This window comes from Bartonella sp. CM31XJBT (assembly GCF_028618555.1).
Classification (GTDB): Bacteria; Pseudomonadota; Alphaproteobacteria; order Rhizobiales; family Rhizobiaceae; genus Bartonella.
The window spans coordinates 47,246-71,173 of record NZ_JAQITD010000011.1 but is presented as its reverse complement, the minus strand read 5'-3'; the positions used below and the strand labels follow the sequence as shown (position 1 = coordinate 71,173).

Sequence of the window (23,928 nt, the reverse complement as noted above, 5' to 3'; positions counted from 1 at the left end):
ATAAATTTTTTTATTATTATATTTTTTAAATAATTTTTATTAAAAAATAAATATATTAATGAATATATAAATATTAATTTTATATGAGAAAAATACTAAGACGTTATAAACTATTTTTACAATGGGTTAAAAGCAATGTGTGGATATATTCTTTTGCTTTTTTTACCGCTGAAATGAGAGGTTCATTTAATGCTAAATGCGCTGCAATAGCGCTTGAGAGAATGCAACCTGTTCCTCGCATTGTTCCTTTTAAACGTGGAGTAGAGATATTTATGACTTCAGTTTTGTCAATGAAGCTATCAATTGCAAGAGGCCCCTCCGCATGTCCCCCTTTTACTAAAATAGAGCGAGCTCCCAATGACAAAAGTTTTTTTGCTTGTTGTATTGCTTGCTTATCATGAGATGCCAATGGACTTTGGCTAAGAAGAGCGAGTTCTTCTCTATTCGGTGTTAAAAGATCAACATGAGGAAGCAGTTTATCGATCATAGTGTCGATGATTGTTTCCGTTATTAGTTTTCCTCCTGATGAAGCGACAAGTACAGGGTCCAAAATAACTGGAACATGGGGATAGTCTTTGAGTACGTTACAGATTGCTGCTATAATTGCTTTTGTCCCCGTCATACCGATTTTTATTGCGCTTATTGGATTTGCTTCTAGGGCAGCACGCATTTGCGCAGCGACGAGGTCTCCACGCATTGGAATGATTTCGACAACGCGATTATCATCTTGTACGTTAACACAAGTAATTGCTAAATTTGCTTTTATTTGAAAATGCGCAGAGGTTTCTATATCACGAACAATACCAGCACCTCCTGTTGGATCAGTGCCCGCAACAATAAGAATGGAAGGTATCAACGCCATGTTTGTGTCACTTTTATCCACTGCTGTACACGCTCTTCAGGTTTTTTATGGAGGATAATATCAGTCACAACAGCAGCACTATTTGCTCCTGCTTTTAAAACACCAACTGCGCGTTCTGGTGTTAAACCACCAATACCCACCAAAGGTAAAGCACCAATCCGCTTTCTCCATTGTTTGATTTTCTCTAATCCTTGCGGCATCCATTTCATTTTTTTTAAGATTGTCGGATAAATAGGACCAAGTGCAATATACTCAGGATTAGCAGAGAGTGCGGTATCCAATTCATGTTCATCATGTGTACTAAGACCAACTTTTATATCACTTTTACGAATTGCGTGAAGATCAGCATTGCTCAGGTCTTCTTGTCCCAGATGAATAAAATTGCACTTTTCATCAATTGCTATTTCCCAATGATCATTAATAATTAATTGTGCTCCCAATTTATTGCATATGTTTTTTGCACGCTTGATATGTTGACGGATTATTTGTTGATTTTCATGTTTCATACGCAATTGTACGAGCTTGATACCAAGAGGAAGCAAACGTTCAATCCAATCAGCGTTATCAACGATGAGGTAAAATGGATCCAGTTTCATGAAAATACTGCTTTTCCAATGATTGGCGTTGAAGGGACTGCTACACTGCGTGCTTCGATCATGCCAGCTTTATATCCCATACGTCCTGCTTGAACAGCTTTAGAAAATGCTTCAGCCATTAAGACAGGATCACCTGCTTTAGCAACTGCGGTATTAAGCAGTACTGCATCATAACCGAGTTCCATCGCAATGGCGGCATGTGATGGGCGTCCAATGCCGGCATCAATAACAAGAGTAGCATCAGGAAGGTAAGCACGGATAGAACGCAATCCATCAGTATTATGAGGTCCTTTGGCAGAACCAATAGGAGCACACCAAGGCATAATAACACGGCAACCAATGTCAAAAAGTTTTTCAGCAACAATGAGATCATCCGTTGTATAGGCAAAAATTTTGAAACCTTCATTGTTTAAAATTTGAGCAGCTTCGATTAAGGAAAAAATATTTGGCTGTAAGGTATCTGAATTACCGATAATTTCGAGTTTAATCCAAGCCGTTTTAAAAAGATCTCTTGCTAATTGGGCTGTGGTTACGGCCTCTTTAACAGTATAACAACCAGCAGTATTAGGAAGCACTGTTACCCCAAGTTCTTGAAGAAATTTCCAAAATTGTCCACCTTGTTTTCCACCTGCAGTTTCACGGCGCAAGGAAACAGTTACAATTTCCGTATTCGATTTATGAATAGCATCACGAAGGATTGCTGGTGAAGGATATTGCGCTGTACCTAATAGAAGACGGGAAGAGAATTGTCGTCCATAAAGATTCAGCATAATTTTAGCCTCCTTGCATTGGGCTTAAAATTTCAATTTTATCTCCTTCATGCAAGACAAATTGGCTTCGTGCATCTATGGGAACAACTTCAGCGTTAACAGCAGTTGCAAGCCAATTTCCTTCATACCCCAATTCTTCAAGCAAGAGACCGAGAGTCATAACTTCTGTTTGGACTGTTTCACCATTAACAAATATTTGCATGTTTTATTCCAATGCCAATTCCATTGCTCGTTTTGCCATTTCTGGAGACAACAGAAAACCATGTCTATAAAATCCATTAATAGAAATAAAGTTACCATCTTTATGCACAGAAGGGAAGTTATTAGGATAACATGGACGAACACCAACGCCAGATTCAATAATTTCTGCTTCAGCAAAAGCAGGATGTAAAGTATAAGCCGCGTTGAGCAGTTCCATCATTGATCTTACAGAGATTGCACCATCAAAGTCACTTTCAATCATCGTTGCACCAATCATAAAAATATTATCTTGTCGAGGTACAATGTAGAGAGGAAACCGTGGATGAAGAAGACGAATTGGACGCGAAATTTTAATATCGGTGCAGCGCACGAGAAGCATTTCACCACGTACGCCCCGTATATTTTTATCTTTTCCTAAACGTGCTATTCCTGTCGCATCAATAACAATATCAAATTTTTTTTCAGCTATTTCTACATCAACAAAACAGGCTCCATTGTTGAGAAGCTTTTCTTTTAAAGCCATAAGTGCTTTGCGAGGATCAATATGGGCTTCATTTTCATAAAAGAGTGCACAGTTAAAACGTTCCGCAAGATCTGGTTCAAGATGAGCTATTTCTGTATTATCTACGGTTTTGTGATTATGCGTACGCACAGAAAATCGTTCAAGCTCTCCTCTATCTCGTGTAGGTGCAACCACTAAAGTGCCTTTTTGTATGACAAGGTTGGGGAGCGTTTTACGCCACCATTGTATAGCTTGTACACCAAGATCTTCAACAATTTGTTCTGCACTTTCCCTTTCACAGTAAGGTGCAAGCATTCCTCCTGCATACCAACTAGCACTTCCTATAGGTGAATGAGGGGGGGCCGATACAGTAACAGAAGCACCTTTTTGCTGTAACATAAAGGCAACTGTTAAGCCGCCTACACCTGCACCTTTGATAAGAATGTTCTTCAACTGTTTACTTTCTTTTTTTGAGGAGGAACAGTTTCCATATAAAGGTCACCATTTTTCTGATATTTTTCGGCCATGGCGATCATACCTTCCCCTTTTGTTTTTCTTATTGCAGCTGCCTCACGAATATCATGGGAAATACGCATAGAACAGAATTTTGGTCCACACATGGAACAAAAATGCACTAATTTATGGGCTTCTTTAGGCATTGTCTCATCATGAAAGGCACAGGCTGTTTCTGGATCAAGAGAAAGGTTAAATTGATCGTGCCATCTAAAATCAAATCGTGCACGCGAAAGAGCATTGTCGCGCAATTGTGCTCTAGGCAAACCTTTAGCAAGGTCAGCGGCATGAGCAGCAATTTTATAAGTGATCACACCAGTTTTTACATCATTCCTATCGGGGAGTCCTAGGTGTTCTTTAGGTGTTACATAACACAACATAGCAGTTCCAAACCATCCAATCATAGCGGCACCAATTGCTGATGTAATATGGTCATAACCAGGAGCAATGTCCGTTGTAAGAGGTCCCAAAGTATAAAAAGGCGCCTCATGACAAAGATCTAATTGTTGCTCCATATTTTCTTTAATTTTGTGCATTGGGACATGCCCAGGACCTTCAATCATAACCTGTACATCTTTTTTCCAAGCAATTTTTGTCAATTCTCCCAAAGTTTTAAGCTCTGCAAATTGGGCTTCATCATTGGCATCGGCAATAGAGCCAGGGCGCAATCCATCCCCCAATGAAAGAGAGATATCATATGTTTTTGCAACATCACAAATTTCATCAAAATGTTCATAGAGAAAGCTTTCTTTGTGATGATGGAGACACCATTTTGCCATAATAGAACCGCCTCGTGAAACAATACCTGTTACACGATCAATGGTCATAGGAATAAATGGTAATCTTAATCCTGCATGAATGGTAAAATAATCAACACCTTGCTCTGCTTGCTCAATAAGGGTATCACGGAAAATATCCCATGTTAAGTTTTCGGCAATACCCTGTACTTTTTCGAGTGCTTGATAAAGAGGGACTGTTCCGATGGGCACAGGAGAATTTCGGATAATCCATTCACGAATATTGTGAATATTTCGTCCTGTAGAGAGATCCATAACTGTATCTGCTCCCCAGCGAATGGCCCAAACCATTTTATCAACTTCTTCTTCCATAGATGACGTTACTGCTGAATTACCAATATTGGCATTAATTTTAACACGGAAATTACGCCCAATAATCATGGGTTCGCACTCTGGATGATTAATGTTTTGTGGAATAATGGCGCGTCCACAAGCAATTTCATTGCGAACAAATTCGGCAGTATAAATTTCTGGTATTGATCCAGAAAATGTTTCATTTGATGGTACATTCTGCCGTTCTTTTACTGCTAATCCTTCATTTTCTCGTATAGCCACATATTCCATTTCTTCGGTAATAATGCCTGCGCGTGCGTAAGCCATTTGTGTAATTGCTTTGCCATTTTTTGCTCGTAAAATAGGACGTTTTTGTTTAAAGGCTGGTGTAAGATTTTTATCAGAAGTCAATCCATTATCTTCAGGTTTAACTAATCGTGCAGGATAAGTTTCAGTATCATCCCGCTTAGAGAGCCAAGGTAAGCTAATTGCTGGCAAGCCTTTTGTAATATCAATGATCATATCTTTATCTGTATAGGGGCCAGAAGTATCGTAGACGTTTAAAGGTTTTTCACCACTGCCATCAGTCAGTGAAATTTCACGCAATGGTACGCGCACATCAGAAAAGAGAAGGCTCTGTTGATAAATTTTGCGTGAAGCGGGAAAGGGGCTACAACTGATTGATGGAGTATTTTTCTGCACAAACTTTTTCCTTATAGACACAGAGTTCAAAAATAGGTTGCGATGTTAATGGAGATGTATTCAAATTATCAATCACGAGCATTCGGGTGAATAGGAATAATATTGCTTTGTAGCAAAGAAAATCCAATACAGCTCAAGAAAAGTTATTTTGAAAATTGATACAATATCTATTCTAATATTTGCATTCCTCCTCCCACTTGAAGTATTTTTGTTAATACGAATATGGTTGGCTTAAATATCTATATTGTCAATCATAAAAATATATTTTAAACGATTTTGGTGTGTTTTTAAGAGTGAAAATAGATATTATGAAGTGATAAACTATGATATTGAAGCTTTTATAAACCAGAATAAAGTTAAAAACGGATTATCAGGGAAAAATTAGATAGTTTATGGCTCTGATTGAGATTTTTTTCATATTAAAATAATAACTCAGAATACCATAAAATTCTCTCATCATACATCTTTTCATATAAAATTACTTCCTTGCACGTCATAAGTGGGGGCGTATGGGGCAAAATACTTGAAGAAAGGAAGCCAAATGTCATTTAATGAACATTCTAAGATGTGAGGCTGTCAAAACGTAGGGCCAACAAAATGTATAATGGGTTCCAGCTTGTATCTTCAAAAGCTTAACGCTGGTGATCTATAATGGCTTACTATTTTATTATTGACGTGCGCTGTCGTAAAATAAAAGGAGTATATTTTGAGCAATATTTCTTTAAAAAGTGCGTAATATGCAATATCATTATATTTTGTTTGGAGCATTCTATTCTTCATGAGGGGGATGTTCCCATTAAGAATGCGATAAACAAAAGCGTGAAACAATACCTAATCTTTATTATTAAAAATAATATTGTTTTGAATGTTTTGAAAATCGTAAGCTGAATTAAAAAATGATGATGAAAATGCACAAAGGCTTTTTATCTTGAAATTTCATCAACAATTTTAAATAGTTGGAAGAGAGAGGAAAGCAAAAGGATGTATCTCAGCACAAAAGTATACGTAAATTCATTTAAGAGCCATATGATATCGTGCAACAATATTTACATATAAAAACATATAAAAAATAACTAATTATGTTTTATATGCAATAAAAAATACTACTTATAATGTAATTCTATTATAATTATTATAATGAAACAAGATAAAAATTGAATAAATTTACGGAAAAACAATTTTTAAACAATAAAAGAGGAAATAAACAAAATAGAATATTTTTATAGACAATAAATTCCATATGAAACGCTACAGTATTTTTTTATAAATGGTTATTAATAATTAAAATAAACACAAACAAAGAATTATTATTATGATGATTAATAAAGCCGAAAACCAATTTTTGAATAAGTAGGGAATTATGAGGAAGAGTAACCAAATTCCCACCAATATTACTATTATTAACAGTATTATAAATGGTAGCCATATAAAAGCTGCAGCTATACAGCCAGTGATGATTGGTGCACCCCAAAGATAGACAAATGTGTTGACAAGAGATTCATAAATAAATTCGTTAGTGAATTCTTTATCTGCAGTATCATAGCATTCTATAATCGCTTTGCATTACCCTACTCACATCATAAAACTCGTTATGCACCTTATGAATGATATAAAAACAGCTTATCTTTTAAATCTTGTTAAAAAGATCATATTTAAGTAGTACAATTATACTAAATAATGAGGTAAATGCTGGAAGGAATAGAAAAGGACACCTAAACTATTCTTTTTTCAATTCTACTGTAACGATTTTAAGCATCCCCCCAATGAAAAGATTGTAAACAAAAATCCTAATATACTGCATACGATAAGATCTCCAAAACTCATATTTCCATCTTTCTTTTTGAGTGTTGGTTTTGTTGATTCATCAATACGTATTATATTTTGTAGAATAGATCACATTTTATTCATGTATTGTAAGGTTATATATTAGCGTTATGTATGTAAAAAGTCTAGAATTTCTGAGTTTTTTATTACCTAAAGAAAATGTTTCTGACATTAGAAAATATAGCAATAACTTCAAAAACAGTAAAAATAACCCCATCGAGAGCTGGTAAAGGGTGTAGCTAATAAATGATGTATATTTTAAAGGGAAGATAGAAGTTCAAGGTGCAGAGAACACTGAAAATAAAGTCGGTAATGAGTGGAGGGGATATTTTATTTGGAAAAAACAAGCCATGGATAGTCCAATTGTCTGGCTACTTATGCAAGATTTTGTAAGGTGTTTTCTTTGATAGTTAAGGGTATAGCAAGTGTTAAATCGATGGAGCGTATTTTTTGTTTGGATTGATGAAGCAGATGAATTAGCAAAACAGTTTAGAGAATGCTTTTTGATATTGTCATGGATTAAGAAGAACACCAATAATTGCAAGATGTTGTTTAGAATGATTTATTGTTCTTGCAAAAAAGATATACATATAATAGTATATATAGAGGGAGATATGCTAAGTGTGGGAGGGGAGAAGTTGATTACGGGGCGTTTAAAAAACAAGGATATTGTTCATAAAAATTGGGGGAGGGCGCTGGTTTGTGCTTTTTAATGTTTTTCGGATTGTATGCAACTTTCAAATTTGGTGAAGGTGTGTGATATTTCTCTAGTATTTCAAAGTATTTCATTTCCAGTTCAATGAAAGTGTGAAGAAATGGCCATATTGAATATATTCTCTATGGTGCATTTGGATTGAACGAAAGTTTGTTCAAAAAAACATTGGGGCTAATCTTGTAACACAATTTCAGAAATAAATTGAATAAAATAGAACAAAGCATCTGCATGTGAGTAAAAACATAATGAAGCATGCAAAGAATTCGAAGATAAATTTTAATACAAATGATAGCCAAAAGATAGAGTTTTTTTGTTTAAAATGCATGGTATAAAATATCGACGAAATAGATTTAAACTATTGAAAAAATAAAAAAAGATAATGTTTAAGTTAGAAACTTTCTATGTGGATGATAAGTTATTACATTCAATAATGGTTATATGAAATCCATAATAAGGAAAATTCTGAACAGTATTTATAAATTTTGCAATAAGAAGCAAGCTTTGAAAAATAAGTATATAACAACAGCAAAGCAACAAAAAAGATATTAAGTAACATCAGATGAGGTGATTACATTACACATTAGAAGAGAAAGCATTAATACTAATGTTATGTAAAGCATCTGGTGAATTTAGGTTATTAAATTACAAGTTATTAAATTACAAGGAGTGAAGAGAGGTAAAATGCGTAAATACAAATGGTGCAGTGGTTATGATATACCAATCAACAGCGGCGGCACATTTTAGTGCACAGAACGAGTTAGTGCACAGAACGAGAAGTTGTTAGAAAAACTATGAAAATAAAGGGGGATTTATAATGTCTAATATTTACGATTGGTCTCTAAAGGCTGATGAAAATGCTTATTCAGATAGTATCATTAATTGGGCAGAAGGTCAGCCGCCTAGTTCTGTTAATGATAGTGCACGGGCGATGATGCAGCGCGTGCGTGAATATCTTGCAGATAATGGTGGTTCTATTAATTCAAGCTTTACAGTAAATGTGGAAGATAAAACAACATTAATTACCTTAAAGACAGTTTCACCTATAAAGAAATACAACGATGATATCGTCATACGTTTTAAAGCTTGTGGTGTAAATATTGGCGCGACAACAATAACTGTTAATAATATAGGAGAAAAGCGTATCTATAAAGCCACTGATGCGGGGGTTATGCCATTAGAAGGTGGAGAATTTCAAACAGATGGCATTTATGAAATGATATACAATAATGGTGTTTTAATTAAAGAGCATGAGGGTTGGTATTTATTAAATCCTACACCACCAAAGATAGAAAGTTTTCCTGCTGGATTCATTGCAACATTTGCTATGCAAAATGTGCCAAATGGTTGGCTTTTATGTGATGGTAAGGCCTATAAGCGTGAAGATTATCCGCAGTTATTCAAGGCAATAGGTGATAAATGGGGTAAAGACAGCTATAAAACGTTTAAAGTTCCTGATTTTAGAGGCATGTTTTTACGCGGCTTTGATAATGGTCGGGGATTAGATGGTGGTAGAAAATTTGCAGATGAACAACAAGATAGCGTAAAATCGCATACGCATATTGGAAGCATTGAAAATGCAGGCGAGCATGCGCATAGTTTTGAGTATAAAGGAGTTGGATGGCCAACTGGTGATATTGGGAGACTACCGAATCATTATACCTATGATGCGACCCTGAAAGGGAAAACAGGTTCTGCTGGCGCACATACACACAAGATAACTCTTTCCCATACGGGTGAGGCAGAAACGCGTCCTGTTAATACAACCGTTGTCTATGCGATAAAATCATGAGTATGTTTGAGTAATAATAATCTATACACCCTGATAATTTTGTTAGCGCGGAGCAATTCCGCGTTATTTTCTTCGTCTATGAAGAGGAAATCTATATTGTTAATACGATACTTGAGGGAGTCAAAAAAACAATTTTAAAATGATTGAAAGAAAGAGTTAAGGATATAACTTATTATAAGAAAAAGAAAATCATGATTTTTTTATAATTGTATGATAACATAGAGAAAATGTGTAAAACTTATTTAAATTGTGCCGTGAAGTGATCTGGGATGTATTTTTTCATAAGGTGTTTTGATAGGGGGTAAGGTGATAAAATTATTCAACCTGAGGCATAAAAAAGTACAATATTTTTAGCATTTTTTTGTGCAAAAATAGCATACCCCTGTATGAGTTAATTCGTCTCATAAAGATATCTCTTATCTTGTTGTCGATTTCATTTCTTTGCATTGCCATGGTGTAGGCTTTATCTGTAAATGATAGTACTCCCTTGAGTGGAATCGTCGTTATGCTTGTGAAGCAGCAGACAAACACTTTTTCTATACTTTCTCCCTATCTCTATATTCCGCATTTTTTTTGCATTAAGGGGCTTACAAGAAGCGTTATTGAGTTTATTTTAAAGTTTTTATTCAATAGGTTAACTTTTTGTGATATGCCAACAAACAATTTTTTATATATATAGAGAGAGAGGAAAATAAAAAATATCATTATAAATCAATATTTATTTATACAGAAAGCTAAAGTATTATATATATATATATATATCTTTTAAAGAAAATGTTACTATTAAAGCTACAGATAAATCTTTTATGGATGGGAGAAAGGTACTTGATTTCTATATGGTCCTTAGAAGATATAAATAATACACCCCATTATTATAACAAAGGCATTTGTACACATTTCTTGAATCATTTTTATAAAGATAAAAGTGATAGAAAGAGTGGGAAATGCATATGTATGTTGTATAAATTCTACTATCTAACAGTGTGATAGCAAAATAAAATTTCACATGTTTTTAGTTACGTAAAATCTTGAAGATTTTAAACGAGTATTTTTTTCTAAAAATATCTTTAGGGTGCTTAGTCTTCTTGTTTAAAATGACAGATGACAAAAAGGAGTTCATATAAAAATAAAAAAGATTCTTAAATATTTTCGTGTTTTATTTTGCTATGGACTTTAGTTTTTAGATTGAAGCCGATAGCTTAGAGGTCTAATTTCGTAGGAGGATGCCGTTTGAGGGAGTACAAAAGGGATATCTTCTTTAGGTAATTCAGAAACGTTTAAAGAACAATGATAAACATCGCGGAGATTTTGTGTTGTCAAAACGTTCGTTGCATTTCCTTCGCAATAAATTTCTCCGTCCTTGAGCAAGATCATGTTATCTGCATAATGTGCCGCGAGATTGAGGTCATGAAGAACAGCAAGAACGCCGCCACCAGAATGGGCGAATTGTTTAGCAATATCCATAACGATGATTTGATGTTGAATATCGAGGCTAGCAATAGGCTCATCTAATATCATCCAGCGAGGAATCCCATTATGAACAGGTTTCCAGATTTGGCAAAGTACACGGGCAAGTTGTACTCTAGCTTGTTCTCCACCTGATAATTGGTGATAATACAGGTTGCCATAATCAGAAAGGTCAACGCACTCTAAAGCTTTCTGGATAAGATTTTGCAATTCTGCTTTGGCAATGGTAAATTGGTTTACAGAAAGGCCAAGTCCTACAACTTCATGAACTAAAAATGGAAATACGAGCGTTGTTGATTGTGGTAGCACAGCACGCATTTTTGCCATTTCATGAGTTTTTGTTTGGCATACATCACAACCATTTAAGGTTATTTTTCCACTGTAAGGAATTTCACCACTCAGAGCTTTGATAAAAGTACTTTTTCCTGATCCATTAGGACCAATAATAATGGTAAAAGCACCACTTTTAGCTTGAAGATTAATGTGTTTAAGAATCTGCTTCTTTCTGCGCTGAACACAAATATTTGTCGCTTCAATCATGAAAAGTCTGTTCCTCGTTTGCATATAAGGATCCATAGAAAGAAAGGTGCACCAAAAAGTGCTGTTACAATTCCAATCGGCAATTCTGCGGGGGCAACAATTAAGCGTGCAAACGTATCAGCAAAAATAAGTAATGCTGCTCCCAAGAGAGCAGAGCAGGGAATAAGATAGCGATGATCAGGACCAATGAGCTGACGTAAAATATGAGGAACAATAATACCAATAAAACCAATACCACCACTGACAGCAACAGCACTACCACACATAAGAGCAACAAGGGGAATAGCAATATTTTTAACGCGTTGAATATGGAAACCAATATGGCCAGCAACAGCTTCTCCAAGAGCAAGGGCATTAAGTGCTCGTGATAAAAAGGGAGAGAAAAGAAGACCAATAACGATGAAAGGGAAAACGAGCCATACTTTCAACCATGTAGCGCCCGCAAGAGAGCCAAGACTCCAAAAAGTGATATCACGGAGTTGTTGGTCATTTGCGATAAAAATCAATGTTCCAACAACTGCACTGCTTAATGCACCAAGAGCAATACCAGCAAGCAGCATGGTTGCAATAGAGGTAAAGCTATTATGCGTTGCTATTATGTAGAGAATAATCGTTGATAAAAGTCCACCAAAAAAAGCACCTATGATAACTTTATAAGGCTCTAGAAAAGGTGCAAATGAAACAGGAAAAGCAATGCCGACAACAATTGCTAAGACTGCTCCAAGTCCAGCACCTGCTGATACACCTACAATTCCGGGATCTGCAAGAGGATTACGAAAAAGCCCTTGCATAAGAACACCGGAGACAGCTAAAGCTGCTCCAATCAATAATCCCAAGATAACACGGGGAAGCCTTATGTCTATGAGCACGAGGTAATCACGCGTTTTACTACTTACCGAAAAATCTTGTGTAAGCATCACATGGAGGAGATCAACGAAAGAAACTTTTGCAGCACCATTCAAGAGCCCACCAAAAATACTGAAGATAAGGAAGATTATTAAGCTTAATAATAAAATCTTCCCCTGCTTTGAACGGCTTATTTTTTTACCTTCTTTTGCTTCAGGTAAATGCATCATGGATGTACCGTCTACCATTTTTATCAACTCTTACCGTTTTGATTTGCACCATAAAGTATCTCAATAAGCTCTCTTGATGCGTCTGCAGTGCGTGGACCAAATCCCAAAAAATACATGGCATCCATCTGTTTTATGGCATGATTTTTTGCTGCAGTTGTTGCTTGAACTGCCGGTATGGCTAAAATCTTATCAATGCTGGTTGATCTTGCACCATGTTTTACAAGTAAGATAACATCGGGATCTGATTTCAATAACGCTTCGCCGTTGAGAAGTTTATATCCTTTATAATCGGTGATAGCATTGATAGCGCCTGAAAGTTTTATCATACTATCAGCTGCAGTACCTGTTCCAGATGCCATGACGCGTCCATTTTGCACAGAGAAAACAAAAAGAACACGCTTTGGTCTTGTTACTTTCGCCAAAAGCGCATCGTTGTCTAAAAAATTACGCTTCAATTTCTCAATTAACGCCGCGGCTTGCACTTCCCGATGAATGGCTTGACCAACGAGGCGAATCTTTTCTATCACATTTTCACGGGAGTAGTCTTCTGGTATGATCACCAGAGGTATCGATGTTTTTTTGAGAATATCAATTGTTGAAGCGGGACCGCTTCCTTCAACAAGCAATATACCCTCTGGAGCAAGTGATAAAACACCCTCAGGTGAAAGAGCACGCATATATCCAAGCACAGGAAGCTTGAGCGCTTCTTGTGGGTAGACACTTGTACTATCACGGGCGACAAGTTGATCTTGGGCTCCTAATGCATAGACAATTTCTGTAAGTGCTCCGCCGATAGAAACAATTCGAGCATTTTCAGGAAAACGCGTTGCAGGTTCAGCAATTACTTGTTTAGAAAAACAAGTAAGAGAGAGCAGTAAACACATAAGAAAAAGGTTTGATAACCTATGTAAAAGAGATATGAACATGTCCAACCTTACCTTATCTTAGTTACTGCTGTTTTCTTGGCATGATGGCAAACTATTCAATAAAGAGCGCCAATCGTCACGTTCTTTTTGTCCCTCCTTGCGTACGCCAAAGAATTGAATAACCATCTCATCAGCTTTATCGAAAACTTCAAGTGAGCTGACATACCCATCAATCGTAGGCTTGCGAACACGCCATACCTTATAAAATCCAGAAACGAGTAAATGGAGGTGAAATTTCTGATCGAGAACATTAAGCCAAGGTCCCATTTGCTTAATGTTCTTTACTTGCCCAGTGAAAATTTGAATACATCCTTTATTACCAACAAAACACATAATTGGTAACTCTTGTTGTGCAACTTGTCTGAGCATCATTTCAACAGCTTCTATTTTTAACTCATCGGCAAACTCATTTCCGACATGTTTTACAGCATCATGTCGATTAATTTTCAGTTCAGAAATAATCTCATGAAGTTGATGCACATCAGTCATCTGGCGCCAACGATCTCGGAACTTTTCAACATCCAGCTTTGTCGTATCACATTGTACTGGAGTAAGAACGGGAGAAATATCAAGTACAGGTGATTGATCGTCATGAAGCAACTTTTCAACAAGTGCAGCCCATTCTTCCATATTTGTTGCGTCTTTAGAATAGAGTTTGAAAATGGCAATGCCATATTGATCAAAGAATTGCAAACTTTTCATAGGTGTTCCGAGAATAATCACATCATGCTCGAAACCAAACTTCCATTTTTTTGAAAAAACACGCAAGTCAATTTCACCGAGTGTTATCGGGATATGCTGGCTTTGAACAATTTTCTCAAAACATCCTGTTATTTCATGGACAGCATTATCATTCCGTGTCAATGCCATAACTGTGCCAAGTTTAGGAGCATTTTCCAAGAGAGTAGCGACATCAGCGCGTAGTTTTTTTGCTTTTCCAATTGTACAATAAGCCGCAATGAGTTCTGCTTCGGATATACCAATAGAGTCCGCGAAATCGCGGTTACGCATCTCTTTTTTTTCTTCACGCAAGCGAATAATCATTTCGGCTGTGTATGACATGGGCTTATCCTTATGTTACCTGTTTGAGGGTTAATTATTTAATTTTACAACTAGAAAGACAGTAAGTCGAACCACTATCAACTAATGGTTCAACCTACTACCAAATAAGCCCTTTTTTTATTAACAGTAGAACAATAAAAACCGATAAATTACAAAAAGCTAAAGCTTAAACCTCAAAATCTGTTGTTTAGAGAACAAGAAGAACAGAAACACAATAACTTATTCTTTATCGATCTAACCTTTTTAATTGATCTAATGGTTAACAAAAGTAACTAAAATTTTTGCACGAACGAAACTTTAAAGTTGCGACCAGGCTGAGTATAATAATCCTTCGGCGTTGAGCTTTCACCGGAAGGAAGATCTGATACATTCCAATATTTTTGATTGAACAGATTATAAACACCAGCCCTTATAACAGGACCCTTTTCACCAAATGGCTTCAACCAACCTGACACATCAATAATATTATAACCTGGAATTTTTTGATAGTCCGATTCCTTAGCAACTTTATCGCGTTTGGCAGATGAGGTAAGAACAACGTCTGCTCCCCAGATTTCTTTTGCATATCCGATCCCAACAATCGCTTTTAAAGCTGGAATTGAGTTAAGATATTCATCTTTATCAAGATCTTTTCCTTGCGAATAGGCAAGAGCAAAATTACTATGGAATCCACCATTAAGAGCCAAATGTATTTTTGCTTCAGCACCATAAATACGCACATTTGCACGATTTATATAATGGCTACGTGCTAATGGGAATGCCTCTGATGGACCTTTATCTATAGTGTCTATGAAGTCCTTGTATTGATTGAAAAAGGCAGTGACTGAACCACCAAAATTTCTATCTCCATACCTTATGCCAACATCATACCCATTGCTCGTTTCTGCTTTAAGATCAGGATTGCCCTTCGAGTAATAAGCAGAGGGTTTTATATAAGAGACGTAAAGTTCTGCAACACGTGGTGCGCGAAAAGCTTGTGCCCATTGAGCATAAAGTGTTACTTGATCATAAACATCCCACTCCACACGTAATTTGGGAGAAAAACGTGAACCATTTCTTTCTGGAGGAAATTTATCAGAAATCAGAGCTTTCTCATAAGAGGACGTTTTTTGAGGGACATACTTATACCAATCATAACGAACTCCAGGTGTTACACGGAAATGGTTATCAGCAAAGCCAATTTCATCTTCGAAAACAAAACCCAAATTATAGCCATTTGTATCTGGTGAATCTGACCGATTAGCGGGTACAAAGAGACATCCCCGTGCATTTTCCGCCAAGTGACAATTATCTTTCCCTAACAAATAATGATGGAACTTAGATGACAAGACATTAGCGGCAATCTTTAACGTATGATCTACAGTGCCAATATGAACCTTCTTGAGAGCGTTAGCATTGACACCATAATTAGTATTACGCAAAAAATTATCTCTCAAAAAATCCCCTTTGGGGGCCCTAACACGAAATGCAGTCATAATATCATGACTTGACTGTCTTTGCCAATAAATCTGCCCACGAAATGCATCAAAAAGTGCATCTTCATTGCCATTATAGTCATAAGAAAGAGAAAGGCGTTCACGGAGTTTGTCGTCCTTATCATAAACAGAACTAGGGGCATAATATCTCTCAGAAGCATTCAATGAATGTGTATCAACATTGTGACCAAAACGCTCGGCGGTAAAACCAAGTCGGTGATTATCATCAAGGTATTGGTGAATTTTAAAGAGCAAATTATTTTGATCAAAATGAGCAGGGTTTTTACGTGTGCGCTCTCCATAGCCCTCTAAGGTTCCCATATTTTTGCGCTCATGACCTTCCGCATAAGAACCTTGGAAAAGCAAAAACGTTTGTTGAGCACGCATTGCAACAGCTTGATCTACGTGCCAACTATTATCAACAGAATGATAACTACCCCTTATAAGGCCACCCCAATTTTTTCCTTCTGTGATAAGATCTTCAGGATCAAGGGTACGCAACGCAACTACTCCCCCTAGTGCACCAGATCCATAAAGACTAGAATCCGATCCCTGAATAATATCAAGTGTGGAAAGCGCACTAAAGTCAAACATTGTGTTACCACTGTTTTCACGCAATATATCATTGAACCATGGAAGAATAATACCATCCATCGTTGTGAGAACACGGTTTGCTTCTAAACCACGAATGACAAAACTGTTATTTCCTGGGCTATAGGACACGCTTGGATAAAGACGACTAATATCATAGGCATCAGTTATTTGTTTCTCACGAATATCCTTCGCGGTTTTCCGATCTGTCAGGATAGTGACCGAATCCAAGGCCGTCCCTATTTTTTTCTCTTCAATAACAATTGGTTTGAGTTCAGTGACAGAAGCTCCATCATTACTTCGTGCGAAAACAAATGAAGGTATACAGACCGATAATGCACTTAAAATCACACAGCTTTTATAGATATTTTTTCGTCTTATTTGCATAACACATCACAACCCTTTTAAACGTCCCCTCTCTGTTTTGAAATTTTATTTACATACAAAAAGGCTGGACCCGCTGATTAAAACTTGCCAGCCAAGTAGAAATGATTTTGAAAACAACACAAAATCACTGGAAAACCATATTAAACATGACAAAATCAGTCAAGAAAAAAGTTGCAATTTCAAAATAGCCTGTTTTAATGAGATTGAACACCAATATTAAGCTTAAAATAGTGGCAGAAAAAACGATGAATTTTGCAAATACGAAGCAATTATTAACTCTTTGGATTGGTGCATTTGTTGGAGCTTTCTTTTTGCATGTATTATTGGGAGCGCAGTTTTATTTTCAAAGTATTGGTGTAAGTAATGGCTTGCTCTCGTCGGAGATTATGCTGACTTTTGCGCAAGAAACTGTATATCCGGATGTTGATACAGACTTGCCAGATATTCATACAGAGTCGGATATTAATACAGAGCCAGAAGTATTACAGTCTGATCTCCTAGAGCAGGAGTTAGAAGGATTGCAATCCGTGGATGAAGTTCAATCGCAAGAACCTCAGCATATAGTAAAACAGGATGACTTAAAGTCTTTAGAAGACCCCCTTCCTCAAAAAGTGGAGCATAAAGCGTTTATCAAAAAAACAATACCGATGCCAAAGGCTGTAGTAAAGCGCTCCAATACAAAGGCGGTACGTTCTTCTTCCACCAATAAGGGCGGTGGTACAGCAGGGACTGAAGATATGTTGTTAATGGAGTGGTTAGCAAAGGTACAGTCACAATTAGAAAGGCAAAAAAATTATATTGTGGGACAGCGTACCAGTCATACAAAAGGAACGGTGAAGTTAGAATTTATGGTACATGAGCAGGGGAGTATTTTTTCTAGTCGTGTAGCAGTCTCTGCTGGTGATCCGGAACTTGATCGATTAGCGATGGCGGCACTTCAACGCATTGGTTCTTTTCCACCACCACCACCATCAAAAGTGAATAAAACAATCAGAGTATCCCTAATATTTAGCTGATTTCTTATGCGGGGCGCTTTTCTTATAATATATTGATTTATAATGATTGTTTATAATTTTAATGAAAGTTAAAATATAGTTTGTTCTAATTTTTTTGACGTTGAATTAATCAAAACCATTCGCTTACTTATGATATAAGTTGAGGGGGGAGCATGAATAAAAACTTCTAAAAAGCAGCGAATATACTTCTTATGAATGCTCTAAATGAAAGGGTTGTTGCAACATTGGGAGTTATGGGATGATAGAGCTATAGCTTTTATTAAGTAATTAAGTAAAGGTTAATCGTGTCTAATCGATTTTTATACCGTTCGTGAGAGGATTTTCGTAAGTACTTTCCAGATACACCGTTGTGAAATAGACTTAGAAACATTAAAATAAAACAAGAATATCAATAAGAAAAACATACTATTTTGGGATGCTCTGTTTTTGTGTGAAGGATGTGAACTTATATGTAAAAATGAGAAAAACAAAAAGCAAAGCTTCATCTTCATCATTAAAAGATATTGACATATTTAAAAGTCGTAAAACCGAATGAAAGGGAAGGGGCAGAAGAAAATTGTTTGTCTTTAAGGCTTTCTAACTCAATGAGTCTGTCTTTCTGTTATCAGAGATAATCCAAACGATATATATAACAACCTACTCTCTATTTGGTATAGAAATGTTATAAGCAGAAAAAAATAGTTTTAAAATATGCTGTTTCACAAGATTTGAATATTGACTAATAAGCAACAGTAAAAGGATGAGCTATTTGTTTCACTCTTCTCTTATATTTGTAATCTCTATGATATTGTCGTTTATGTTGAGAAGAAATGAACTATTTGTACGACATGTTGATTTATAATGATAAGTCATCATTTTGTATTTAGAATAAAAGACCCGAATAGCGCAGGGTTTTCTTATTTTGAATTTATTGATACTGAATCAATTAAAATTACTTGCTTATACATCATAAGAAAGTTGGTATGTGGGTACTATTTAAAAAGGAATAAAAACACTTCTTATGAATGCTTTGAAATGCTATTTGGGAAGTTAAGGCATATTATTTCCGTCGACCAGAAAGCAGGTCGGTTTTTATATCTATTTTCCCAGTGAGTCTTGCTTTGTAGACACCATAATTTTCCATGACACGCATCACGTAATTACGTGTTTCTGTATAAGGAATACGTTCAATCCAATCAATGACGTTATCGAGAGATTGTCCTCGAGGATCGCCATAACGTTTTATCCATTCATTGACTCGACGGGGACCCGCATTATAGCCAATAAGAGTTAGTATATAGGATCCATTAAAACGTTCTAATTGTTCATTGAGAAAATGGGCACCTAATGTTGCATTATAATGAGCATCACTGCTAAATTTTTTAGGAGACCATGCGATTGAGTATTTTTTTGCCAGTGCTTTTGCTGTTGTAGGAAGCAATTGGAGTATACCTTGTGCACCTGCTTTTGATATGGCTGTTGGATTAAATTCGCTTTCTTGGCGTGCAATGGCATAGATAAGCGATTTTTCTTCTACAGAAATATTAGCAGAAGCTGGTATAGCTCCCAGAGGATGAGAGAGTGCACCAACATTTTTTCCCTGAAAAGCAGCCATTTTTCCAATTTTGAGGCTGGTATAATAGTCTCCATTTTTTTCTGCCATAACAGCCAGAAGAGCTAATTCACCGGGGCTTTCTATTCTTTTTCCGAGCTCTCTATAAAAAATTTTAGCAAAATCAGCATAGCCGGCTGCTTCAAGACGTTGAATTGCTTTGATCGCTTTTCGTGCACTAAAATGTTGTCGCTCAGCGGTTGTTGGTTTGGGAAAGAAAACTTTAAGCTTTTGTTGGTTGAGTCGTGCAGCGGCTAATTGACCATAGTAAGTTGCACCAAAATGAGCTGCACGATGAAAGTATTGCTGGGCATTTTGATGTTCTTTTAGCGTTTCTGCTGTTCGTCCCATCCAGTAATATCCACGTGATGCATAAAAAGGTAAAGAAGAGAGTTGAGGAATACGTGAAAAATGCTGCATTGCTAATTTAGGGTTATGAAGAAACCGTAGTGCATACCATCCTGCATGAAACTCAGCATCGACGGCTAATGCAGATGTTATACCAGTGTGCATTGCAACGAGTTGATAAGCAATTTTTGGTTTGTTTAAATCGAGCATTTCACGAGAAAGGGCGCGTTGTTCTTTCCACAATGAATGAGGGTTCATAAGGCGAAATGCATCGTTTGATGTTTTCATCATGAGTGCTGCGGCTGCATCATATTGCTCTGTTCGTCGAAGATGGCGTATTCGAGCAAACTGAAAAAGAGGATCTTTTTGCCATGATCTCTCTACAGCTTTTAATTTTTGTGTAGCTCTAGGATCATTTTTTTCAACGGCCACAAAAGCATTAAAAAGAGATTGAGCATGGGCTAATTTTGCAACGCGTGCTGCTGAATCAAAACGATGTGCATACAGCATAAACTGCATGCGTTTCAAATGATCAATAGGTTTTAATGCAGCGCTTGTATTTTTAAGAACAAATACTTCTTCTTTTGCACTGAGTTGTGTTTTATGCCACCATGGTGCAATAATGTGTTGAGCACGAGTGGTTTGTCTGGTTTCGATAAGTGCTTTAGCGAAGAGAGCCATCCCTTGTGCTGTTTGGGGCGGGTGATGAGAAAATTTTTGGATGATTGCGCGTGTAACGTTGGTTTCGTTAAGAAAAGCACGTTCAGCATTGCGTTGCATCGTTTCTATACCTGGCCATCCTTTTAGCATGTTGATTGCATTAAATATTTCAGAACTTGGTATATTCGCTTGGTTTGATACCCCCAGCGCCCATGTCAAAATATGACGATCAAGGCTATGTTTTTCCATTGAATTACGAAGATTTATTGTTTTTGCAATATTGTTGTTTGCTAGTGCATCTAGCCCAGCTTTCAGTTGCTGAAGTGTAGCAGTATTGTGTGATGTCGTGTGTATCTGTTGAAGAGAGTCTTGAGCTTCTTTTGTGGTAAAGGGAGTAGGGCGAACCAAAGGGATTGGCGCTTTCCCTTGCAAAAGGGGTGTTTGCGCGTATGCACTTGAAAATAAAATTCTTATTGCCAGTATAAGTGCAGTAAAGGTTGATACGAAAAGAGAGGTGGAGAATACACGCATAGAGAAAAGACCTTGAGACCTTGCTTTTTGTAAAAACTTAAGGATTTATAGAACACAAGCGTGAAAAACGCGTTAATATAGACGGCTTATTTTAAAGAACTGTTCAACATTTAAGGAGGGGCATTTTCATCTTATGAGGGCTTTTTTTGAAATTCATCTTGCTTCAATGATAGAGCAAGATTATGCTCTATTTAAAATTTATAAAAGGCGATTATAAAAAAATAAAAGCAAACATTATAGGGAGTTTATCATGCTCAAGGGAGCTATAACTGCGCTTATCACACCGTTTGATAACAAGGGCGCAATTGATGAGAAGGCGTTTTGTGATTTTGTTGAATGGCAGATCACACAAGGGATTAACGGTGTAAGCCCTGTTGGGACAACAGGTGAATCAGCAACGTTAAGTCATGAAGAACATAAGCGGATTATAGAATTGTGTGTTGAGCAGGTTGCAAAGCGTGTTCCTGTTGTTGCTGGAGCGGGATCAAATAGCACAAGCGAGGCTGTAGAGCTTGCACAATACGCGCAAAAAGCTGGTGCAGATGCAGTTTTGGTTGTCACTCCCTATTATAATAAACCAAATCAATCTGGTTTATACAAGCATTTTTCTTCCATTGCCAAAGCTGTTTCTATTCCGATTATAATTTATAATATTCCTGGTCGTTCTATTATCGATATGGCTGTAGAAACGATGAAAGACCTTTATCAAGATTTTAACAATATCATTGGTGTTAAGGATGCAACGAGCAGAATTGAGCGCGTTAGTGAACAAAGTGAAAAGTGTGGAAAAGATTTTGTGCAGCTTTCCGGTGATGATTGTACGGCGTTAGGTTTTAATGCACATGGAGGTATGGGGTGTATTTCAGTTTCCTCCAATGTTGCTCCGAAGCTTTGTGCAGAACTTCAAGCAGCTTGTTTTCGTGGTGATTATAAAACAGCACGAGAATTAAATGATCGCTTGATGCCTCTTAATCGTGCTGTGTTTATTGAACCTAGTCCAGCAGGTATTAAATATGCTGCTGCAAAATTAGGATTTTGTGGTGATACTGTGCGTTCTCCTATTGTTCCATTAACAGAAAGAACAAAGAAGATTATTGATGCAGCCCTCAGTCATGCTGGTCTTTTAAAAGCATAAAATGATATTGACAAAGCCATGAATAAAAAAAAGAACGCGCCCGTACGGAAAATAATTGCTGACAATCGTAAAGCACGTTTTAATTTTGAAATCCTTAATAATCTCGAGGCTGGTCTTGTCCTTCAGGGAGCGGAAGTGAAGTCCTTACGTTCTAATCATGCCAATATTGCTGAAAGCTATGCGAGTTTTGAGAATGGGGAATTATGGTTAGTAAACAGCTATATTCCTGAATATACGCAGGCTAATCGTTTTAATCATGAACCACGACGTTTGCGCAAATTATTACTTTCAAAACGTGAGATGGCACGTTTTTTTAATGCAACGTCTCGTGAAGGAATGACGCTTGTTCCTCTCAAACTTTATTTTAATGAACGAGGGCGCGTTAAGTTGGAGATCGCTCTAGCGCGGGGGAAAAAGCTTCATGATAAGCGCGAAACGGAAAAAAAACGTGATTGGGGACGTGAAAAAGCAAGACTTTTAAAAAGATATGGATGATGGATGCAATTTCGATATTCTTTATTTATAGCACTTTTTAAAACAGTTTTAGCATTGATCTAAGTATGTTTTTGCTGCTTGAAAGATTTGGTGAAACATGGCGTCTGTCAAGCGCCCAGTATTTGTATTATAACGAGAACAGTGATAGCTCGAAAAGATGCGTAATCTGCCGATGTTATTGATTTCACCGTGTCCAAAAGGGTGAGATAAAACTTTTGCATTAAGGGCACGTATCGTTGAATGGTGCGCAATGGTGCCTAAGGTAATAACGGCTTTAAGTTTGGGAAGATTTGTTAAAAGAGGTGAGAAGAAATAGCGGCACGTGTTAATTTCTGCACCGGTGGGTTTATTTTCTGGTGGAACGCAACGAACAGAGTTAACGATTGCTGCATCAATAAGTTCAAGAGTATCGTCTGCTCTTTCTTCAAAGGTTCCTTGGGCAAAACCAAACTTTTTTAAAGTTGAATACAGTAAGTGCCCAGCATAATCACCAGTAAATGGACGTCCAGTTCGATTTGCTCCGCGCAATCCAGGAGCAAGCCCAACAATAAGAAGGCGTGTTGTGTCGGGCCCTTTATGAGGAAAGAATGGGCGCACCGGTGCGTTATACCAACTTGGTTCTTTTACACGCCAGCCAGCGATAAATTGATGAAGCCTAGGACATAAATTGCAATTTTGGGGTGGTTCTGGGCAAAGTGATGTTAATTGGCTATTCATGGTGTTAGGCATTAATCGTTTTTCTATTTTTTTGAGTCTTTTATAGCGTATATGACGGGTTATGTTTTGATAAACAATCTATAATGAATATAAATAAACTTTTTTAGAAGAAAGTTTAATATAAACTTATTGCTAACTATTGTGTAAGAGGTCATCTTTCAGTAATTTATTCGATGAATAAGAGTGCAATACACATGATGTTCAAAGAAAAAAGTTTTCTCTTTAGATAAAGATATTATCATAAAAAGTATGCGTAAGGCTGCCGTTATTGCAAAGGATTTTAAATAGCTGGTATTCCTTTTAAAAGGATGAATACTCCAGACAAATATTTTGTCAAGAAAGACCGTCCTTTGTTTGAAGTCAATCT

At 36.7% G+C, this 23,928-nt stretch carries 17 protein-coding genes; 4 read left to right on the top strand and 13 right to left on the bottom strand.

The window, feature by feature from the left end:
- Nucleotides 1-103 precede the first annotated feature (103 nt).
- Genes PVV63_RS06290 through thiC form a run of 6 tightly spaced genes read right to left on the bottom strand, consistent with a single transcriptional unit; the run spans nt 104 to nt 5,216 of the window.
- Nucleotides 104-862, bottom strand: a complete 759-nt coding sequence (locus tag PVV63_RS06290; RefSeq protein ID WP_273791118.1) for a hydroxymethylpyrimidine/phosphomethylpyrimidine kinase — start codon at nt 860-862, stop codon at nt 104-106.
- Nucleotides 853-1,458, bottom strand: a complete 606-nt coding sequence (locus tag PVV63_RS06285) for a thiamine phosphate synthase (protein ID WP_273791117.1) — start codon at nt 1,456-1,458, stop codon at nt 853-855. The genes PVV63_RS06290 and PVV63_RS06285 overlap by 10 nt, the downstream gene beginning before the upstream one ends.
- On the bottom strand, nt 1,455-2,228 hold the full coding sequence (locus tag PVV63_RS06280) for a thiazole synthase (RefSeq protein ID WP_273791116.1): 774 nt from the start codon (nt 2,226-2,228) through the stop codon (nt 1,455-1,457). Before PVV63_RS06280 ends, PVV63_RS06285 begins: the two co-directional genes overlap by 4 nt.
- 4 nt (nt 2,229-2,232) lie before the next feature.
- Entirely contained in the window at nt 2,233-2,430 is a 198-nt protein-coding gene (gene thiS, locus PVV63_RS06275; protein ID WP_273791115.1) for a sulfur carrier protein ThiS, read from the bottom strand.
- Nucleotides 2,431-2,433: 3 nt separating this feature from the next.
- Nucleotides 2,434-3,384, bottom strand: a complete 951-nt coding sequence (gene thiO / locus PVV63_RS06270) for a glycine oxidase ThiO (protein WP_273791114.1) — start codon at nt 3,382-3,384, stop codon at nt 2,434-2,436.
- A complete protein-coding gene (thiC, locus tag PVV63_RS06265) occupies nt 3,381-5,216 on the bottom strand; it encodes a phosphomethylpyrimidine synthase ThiC (RefSeq protein ID WP_273791113.1) in 1,836 nt (611 codons plus the stop codon). The genes thiO and thiC overlap by 4 nt, the downstream gene beginning before the upstream one ends.
- Before the next feature lie 3,353 nt (nt 5,217-8,569).
- On the opposite strand from thiC, the gene PVV63_RS06260 reads away from it, so the two are divergent.
- Nucleotides 8,570-9,544 (top strand): phage tail protein, encoded by a 975-nt coding sequence (locus PVV63_RS06260; protein WP_273791112.1) that lies wholly within the window; start codon nt 8,570-8,572, stop codon nt 9,542-9,544.
- A gap of 1,173 nt (nt 9,545-10,717) precedes the next feature.
- On the opposite strand, the gene PVV63_RS06255 is transcribed toward PVV63_RS06260, so the two are convergent.
- From PVV63_RS06255 to PVV63_RS06235, 5 genes are all read right to left on the bottom strand, one after another.
- Nucleotides 10,718-11,551 (bottom strand): heme ABC transporter ATP-binding protein, encoded by an 834-nt coding sequence (locus PVV63_RS06255; protein WP_273791111.1) that lies wholly within the window; start codon nt 11,549-11,551, stop codon nt 10,718-10,720.
- Entirely contained in the window at nt 11,548-12,645 is a 1,098-nt protein-coding gene (locus PVV63_RS06250; RefSeq protein ID WP_273791110.1) for an iron ABC transporter permease, read from the bottom strand. Before PVV63_RS06250 ends, PVV63_RS06255 begins: the two co-directional genes overlap by 4 nt.
- A 5-nt stretch (nt 12,646-12,650) precedes the next feature.
- Nucleotides 12,651-13,553, bottom strand: a complete 903-nt coding sequence (locus PVV63_RS06245) for a hemin ABC transporter substrate-binding protein (protein WP_273791109.1) — start codon at nt 13,551-13,553, stop codon at nt 12,651-12,653.
- Nucleotides 13,554-13,571: 18 nt separating this feature from the next.
- Nucleotides 13,572-14,615, bottom strand: coding sequence for a hemin-degrading factor (locus tag PVV63_RS06240; RefSeq protein ID WP_273791108.1), 1,044 nt, complete (start codon nt 14,613-14,615; stop codon nt 13,572-13,574).
- A gap of 272 nt (nt 14,616-14,887) precedes the next feature.
- Nucleotides 14,888-17,068, bottom strand: a complete 2,181-nt coding sequence (locus PVV63_RS06235) for a TonB-dependent hemoglobin/transferrin/lactoferrin family receptor (protein WP_273791107.1) — start codon at nt 17,066-17,068, stop codon at nt 14,888-14,890.
- A gap of 245 nt (nt 17,069-17,313) precedes the next feature.
- Between PVV63_RS06235 and PVV63_RS06230 the strand changes: the two genes are divergently transcribed.
- A complete protein-coding gene (locus tag PVV63_RS06230) occupies nt 17,314-18,084 on the top strand; it encodes an energy transducer TonB (RefSeq protein WP_273791122.1) in 771 nt (256 codons plus the stop codon).
- Nucleotides 18,085-19,123: 1,039 nt separating this feature from the next.
- Here PVV63_RS06230 and PVV63_RS06225 read toward each other — a convergent pair.
- The gene (locus tag PVV63_RS06225; protein ID WP_273791106.1) at nt 19,124-21,214 is read right to left on the bottom strand and encodes a lytic transglycosylase domain-containing protein; all 2,091 of its coding nucleotides are present in this window, start codon (nt 21,212-21,214) and stop codon (nt 19,124-19,126) included.
- Between the two features lie 250 nt (nt 21,215-21,464).
- On the opposite strand from PVV63_RS06225, the gene dapA reads away from it, so the two are divergent.
- Nucleotides 21,465-22,349, top strand: a complete 885-nt coding sequence (gene dapA, locus PVV63_RS06220) for a 4-hydroxy-tetrahydrodipicolinate synthase (RefSeq protein ID WP_273791105.1) — start codon at nt 21,465-21,467, stop codon at nt 22,347-22,349.
- A gap of 18 nt (nt 22,350-22,367) precedes the next feature.
- On the top strand, nt 22,368-22,844 hold the full coding sequence (smpB, locus tag PVV63_RS06215) for an SsrA-binding protein SmpB (protein WP_012231306.1): 477 nt from the start codon (nt 22,368-22,370) through the stop codon (nt 22,842-22,844).
- Nucleotides 22,845-22,892: 48 nt separating this feature from the next.
- Here the strand turns inward: smpB and PVV63_RS06210 are convergent, their stop codons facing one another.
- Nucleotides 22,893-23,561 (bottom strand): uracil-DNA glycosylase, encoded by a 669-nt coding sequence (locus PVV63_RS06210; protein WP_273791121.1) that lies wholly within the window; start codon nt 23,559-23,561, stop codon nt 22,893-22,895.
- Between the last annotated feature and the right edge of the window lie 367 nt (nt 23,562-23,928).

Excerpts from the sequence above, each read along its gene's own strand:
- PVV63_RS06290 (WP_273791118.1), bottom strand. The coding sequence starts at position 862 with ATGGCGTTGATACCTTCCATTCTTATTGTTGCGGGCACTGATCCAACA.
- PVV63_RS06285 (WP_273791117.1), bottom strand. The coding sequence starts at position 1,458 with ATGAAACTGGATCCATTTTACCTCATCGTTGATAACGCTGATTGGATT.
- PVV63_RS06280 (WP_273791116.1), bottom strand. The coding sequence starts at position 2,228 with ATGCTGAATCTTTATGGACGACAATTCTCTTCCCGTCTTCTATTAGGT.
- thiS (WP_273791115.1), bottom strand. The coding sequence starts at position 2,430 with ATGCAAATATTTGTTAATGGTGAAACAGTCCAAACAGAAGTTATGACT.
- PVV63_RS06260 (WP_273791112.1), top strand. The coding sequence starts at position 8,570 with ATGTCTAATATTTACGATTGGTCTCTAAAGGCTGATGAAAATGCTTAT.
- PVV63_RS06255 (WP_273791111.1), bottom strand. The coding sequence starts at position 11,551 with ATGATTGAAGCGACAAATATTTGTGTTCAGCGCAGAAAGAAGCAGATT.
- PVV63_RS06250 (WP_273791110.1), bottom strand. The coding sequence starts at position 12,645 with ATGGTAGACGGTACATCCATGATGCATTTACCTGAAGCAAAAGAAGGT.
- PVV63_RS06245 (WP_273791109.1), bottom strand. The coding sequence starts at position 13,553 with ATGTTCATATCTCTTTTACATAGGTTATCAAACCTTTTTCTTATGTGT.
- PVV63_RS06240 (WP_273791108.1), bottom strand. The coding sequence starts at position 14,615 with ATGTCATACACAGCCGAAATGATTATTCGCTTGCGTGAAGAAAAAAAA.
- PVV63_RS06235 (WP_273791107.1), bottom strand. The coding sequence starts at position 17,068 with ATGCAAATAAGACGAAAAAATATCTATAAAAGCTGTGTGATTTTAAGT.
- PVV63_RS06230 (WP_273791122.1), top strand. The coding sequence starts at position 17,314 with ATGAATTTTGCAAATACGAAGCAATTATTAACTCTTTGGATTGGTGCA.
- PVV63_RS06225 (WP_273791106.1), bottom strand. The coding sequence starts at position 21,214 with ATGCGTGTATTCTCCACCTCTCTTTTCGTATCAACCTTTACTGCACTT.
- dapA (WP_273791105.1), top strand. The coding sequence starts at position 21,465 with ATGCTCAAGGGAGCTATAACTGCGCTTATCACACCGTTTGATAACAAG.
- smpB (WP_012231306.1), top strand. The coding sequence starts at position 22,368 with ATGAATAAAAAAAAGAACGCGCCCGTACGGAAAATAATTGCTGACAAT.
- PVV63_RS06210 (WP_273791121.1), bottom strand. The coding sequence starts at position 23,561 with ATGAATAGCCAATTAACATCACTTTGCCCAGAACCACCCCAAAATTGC.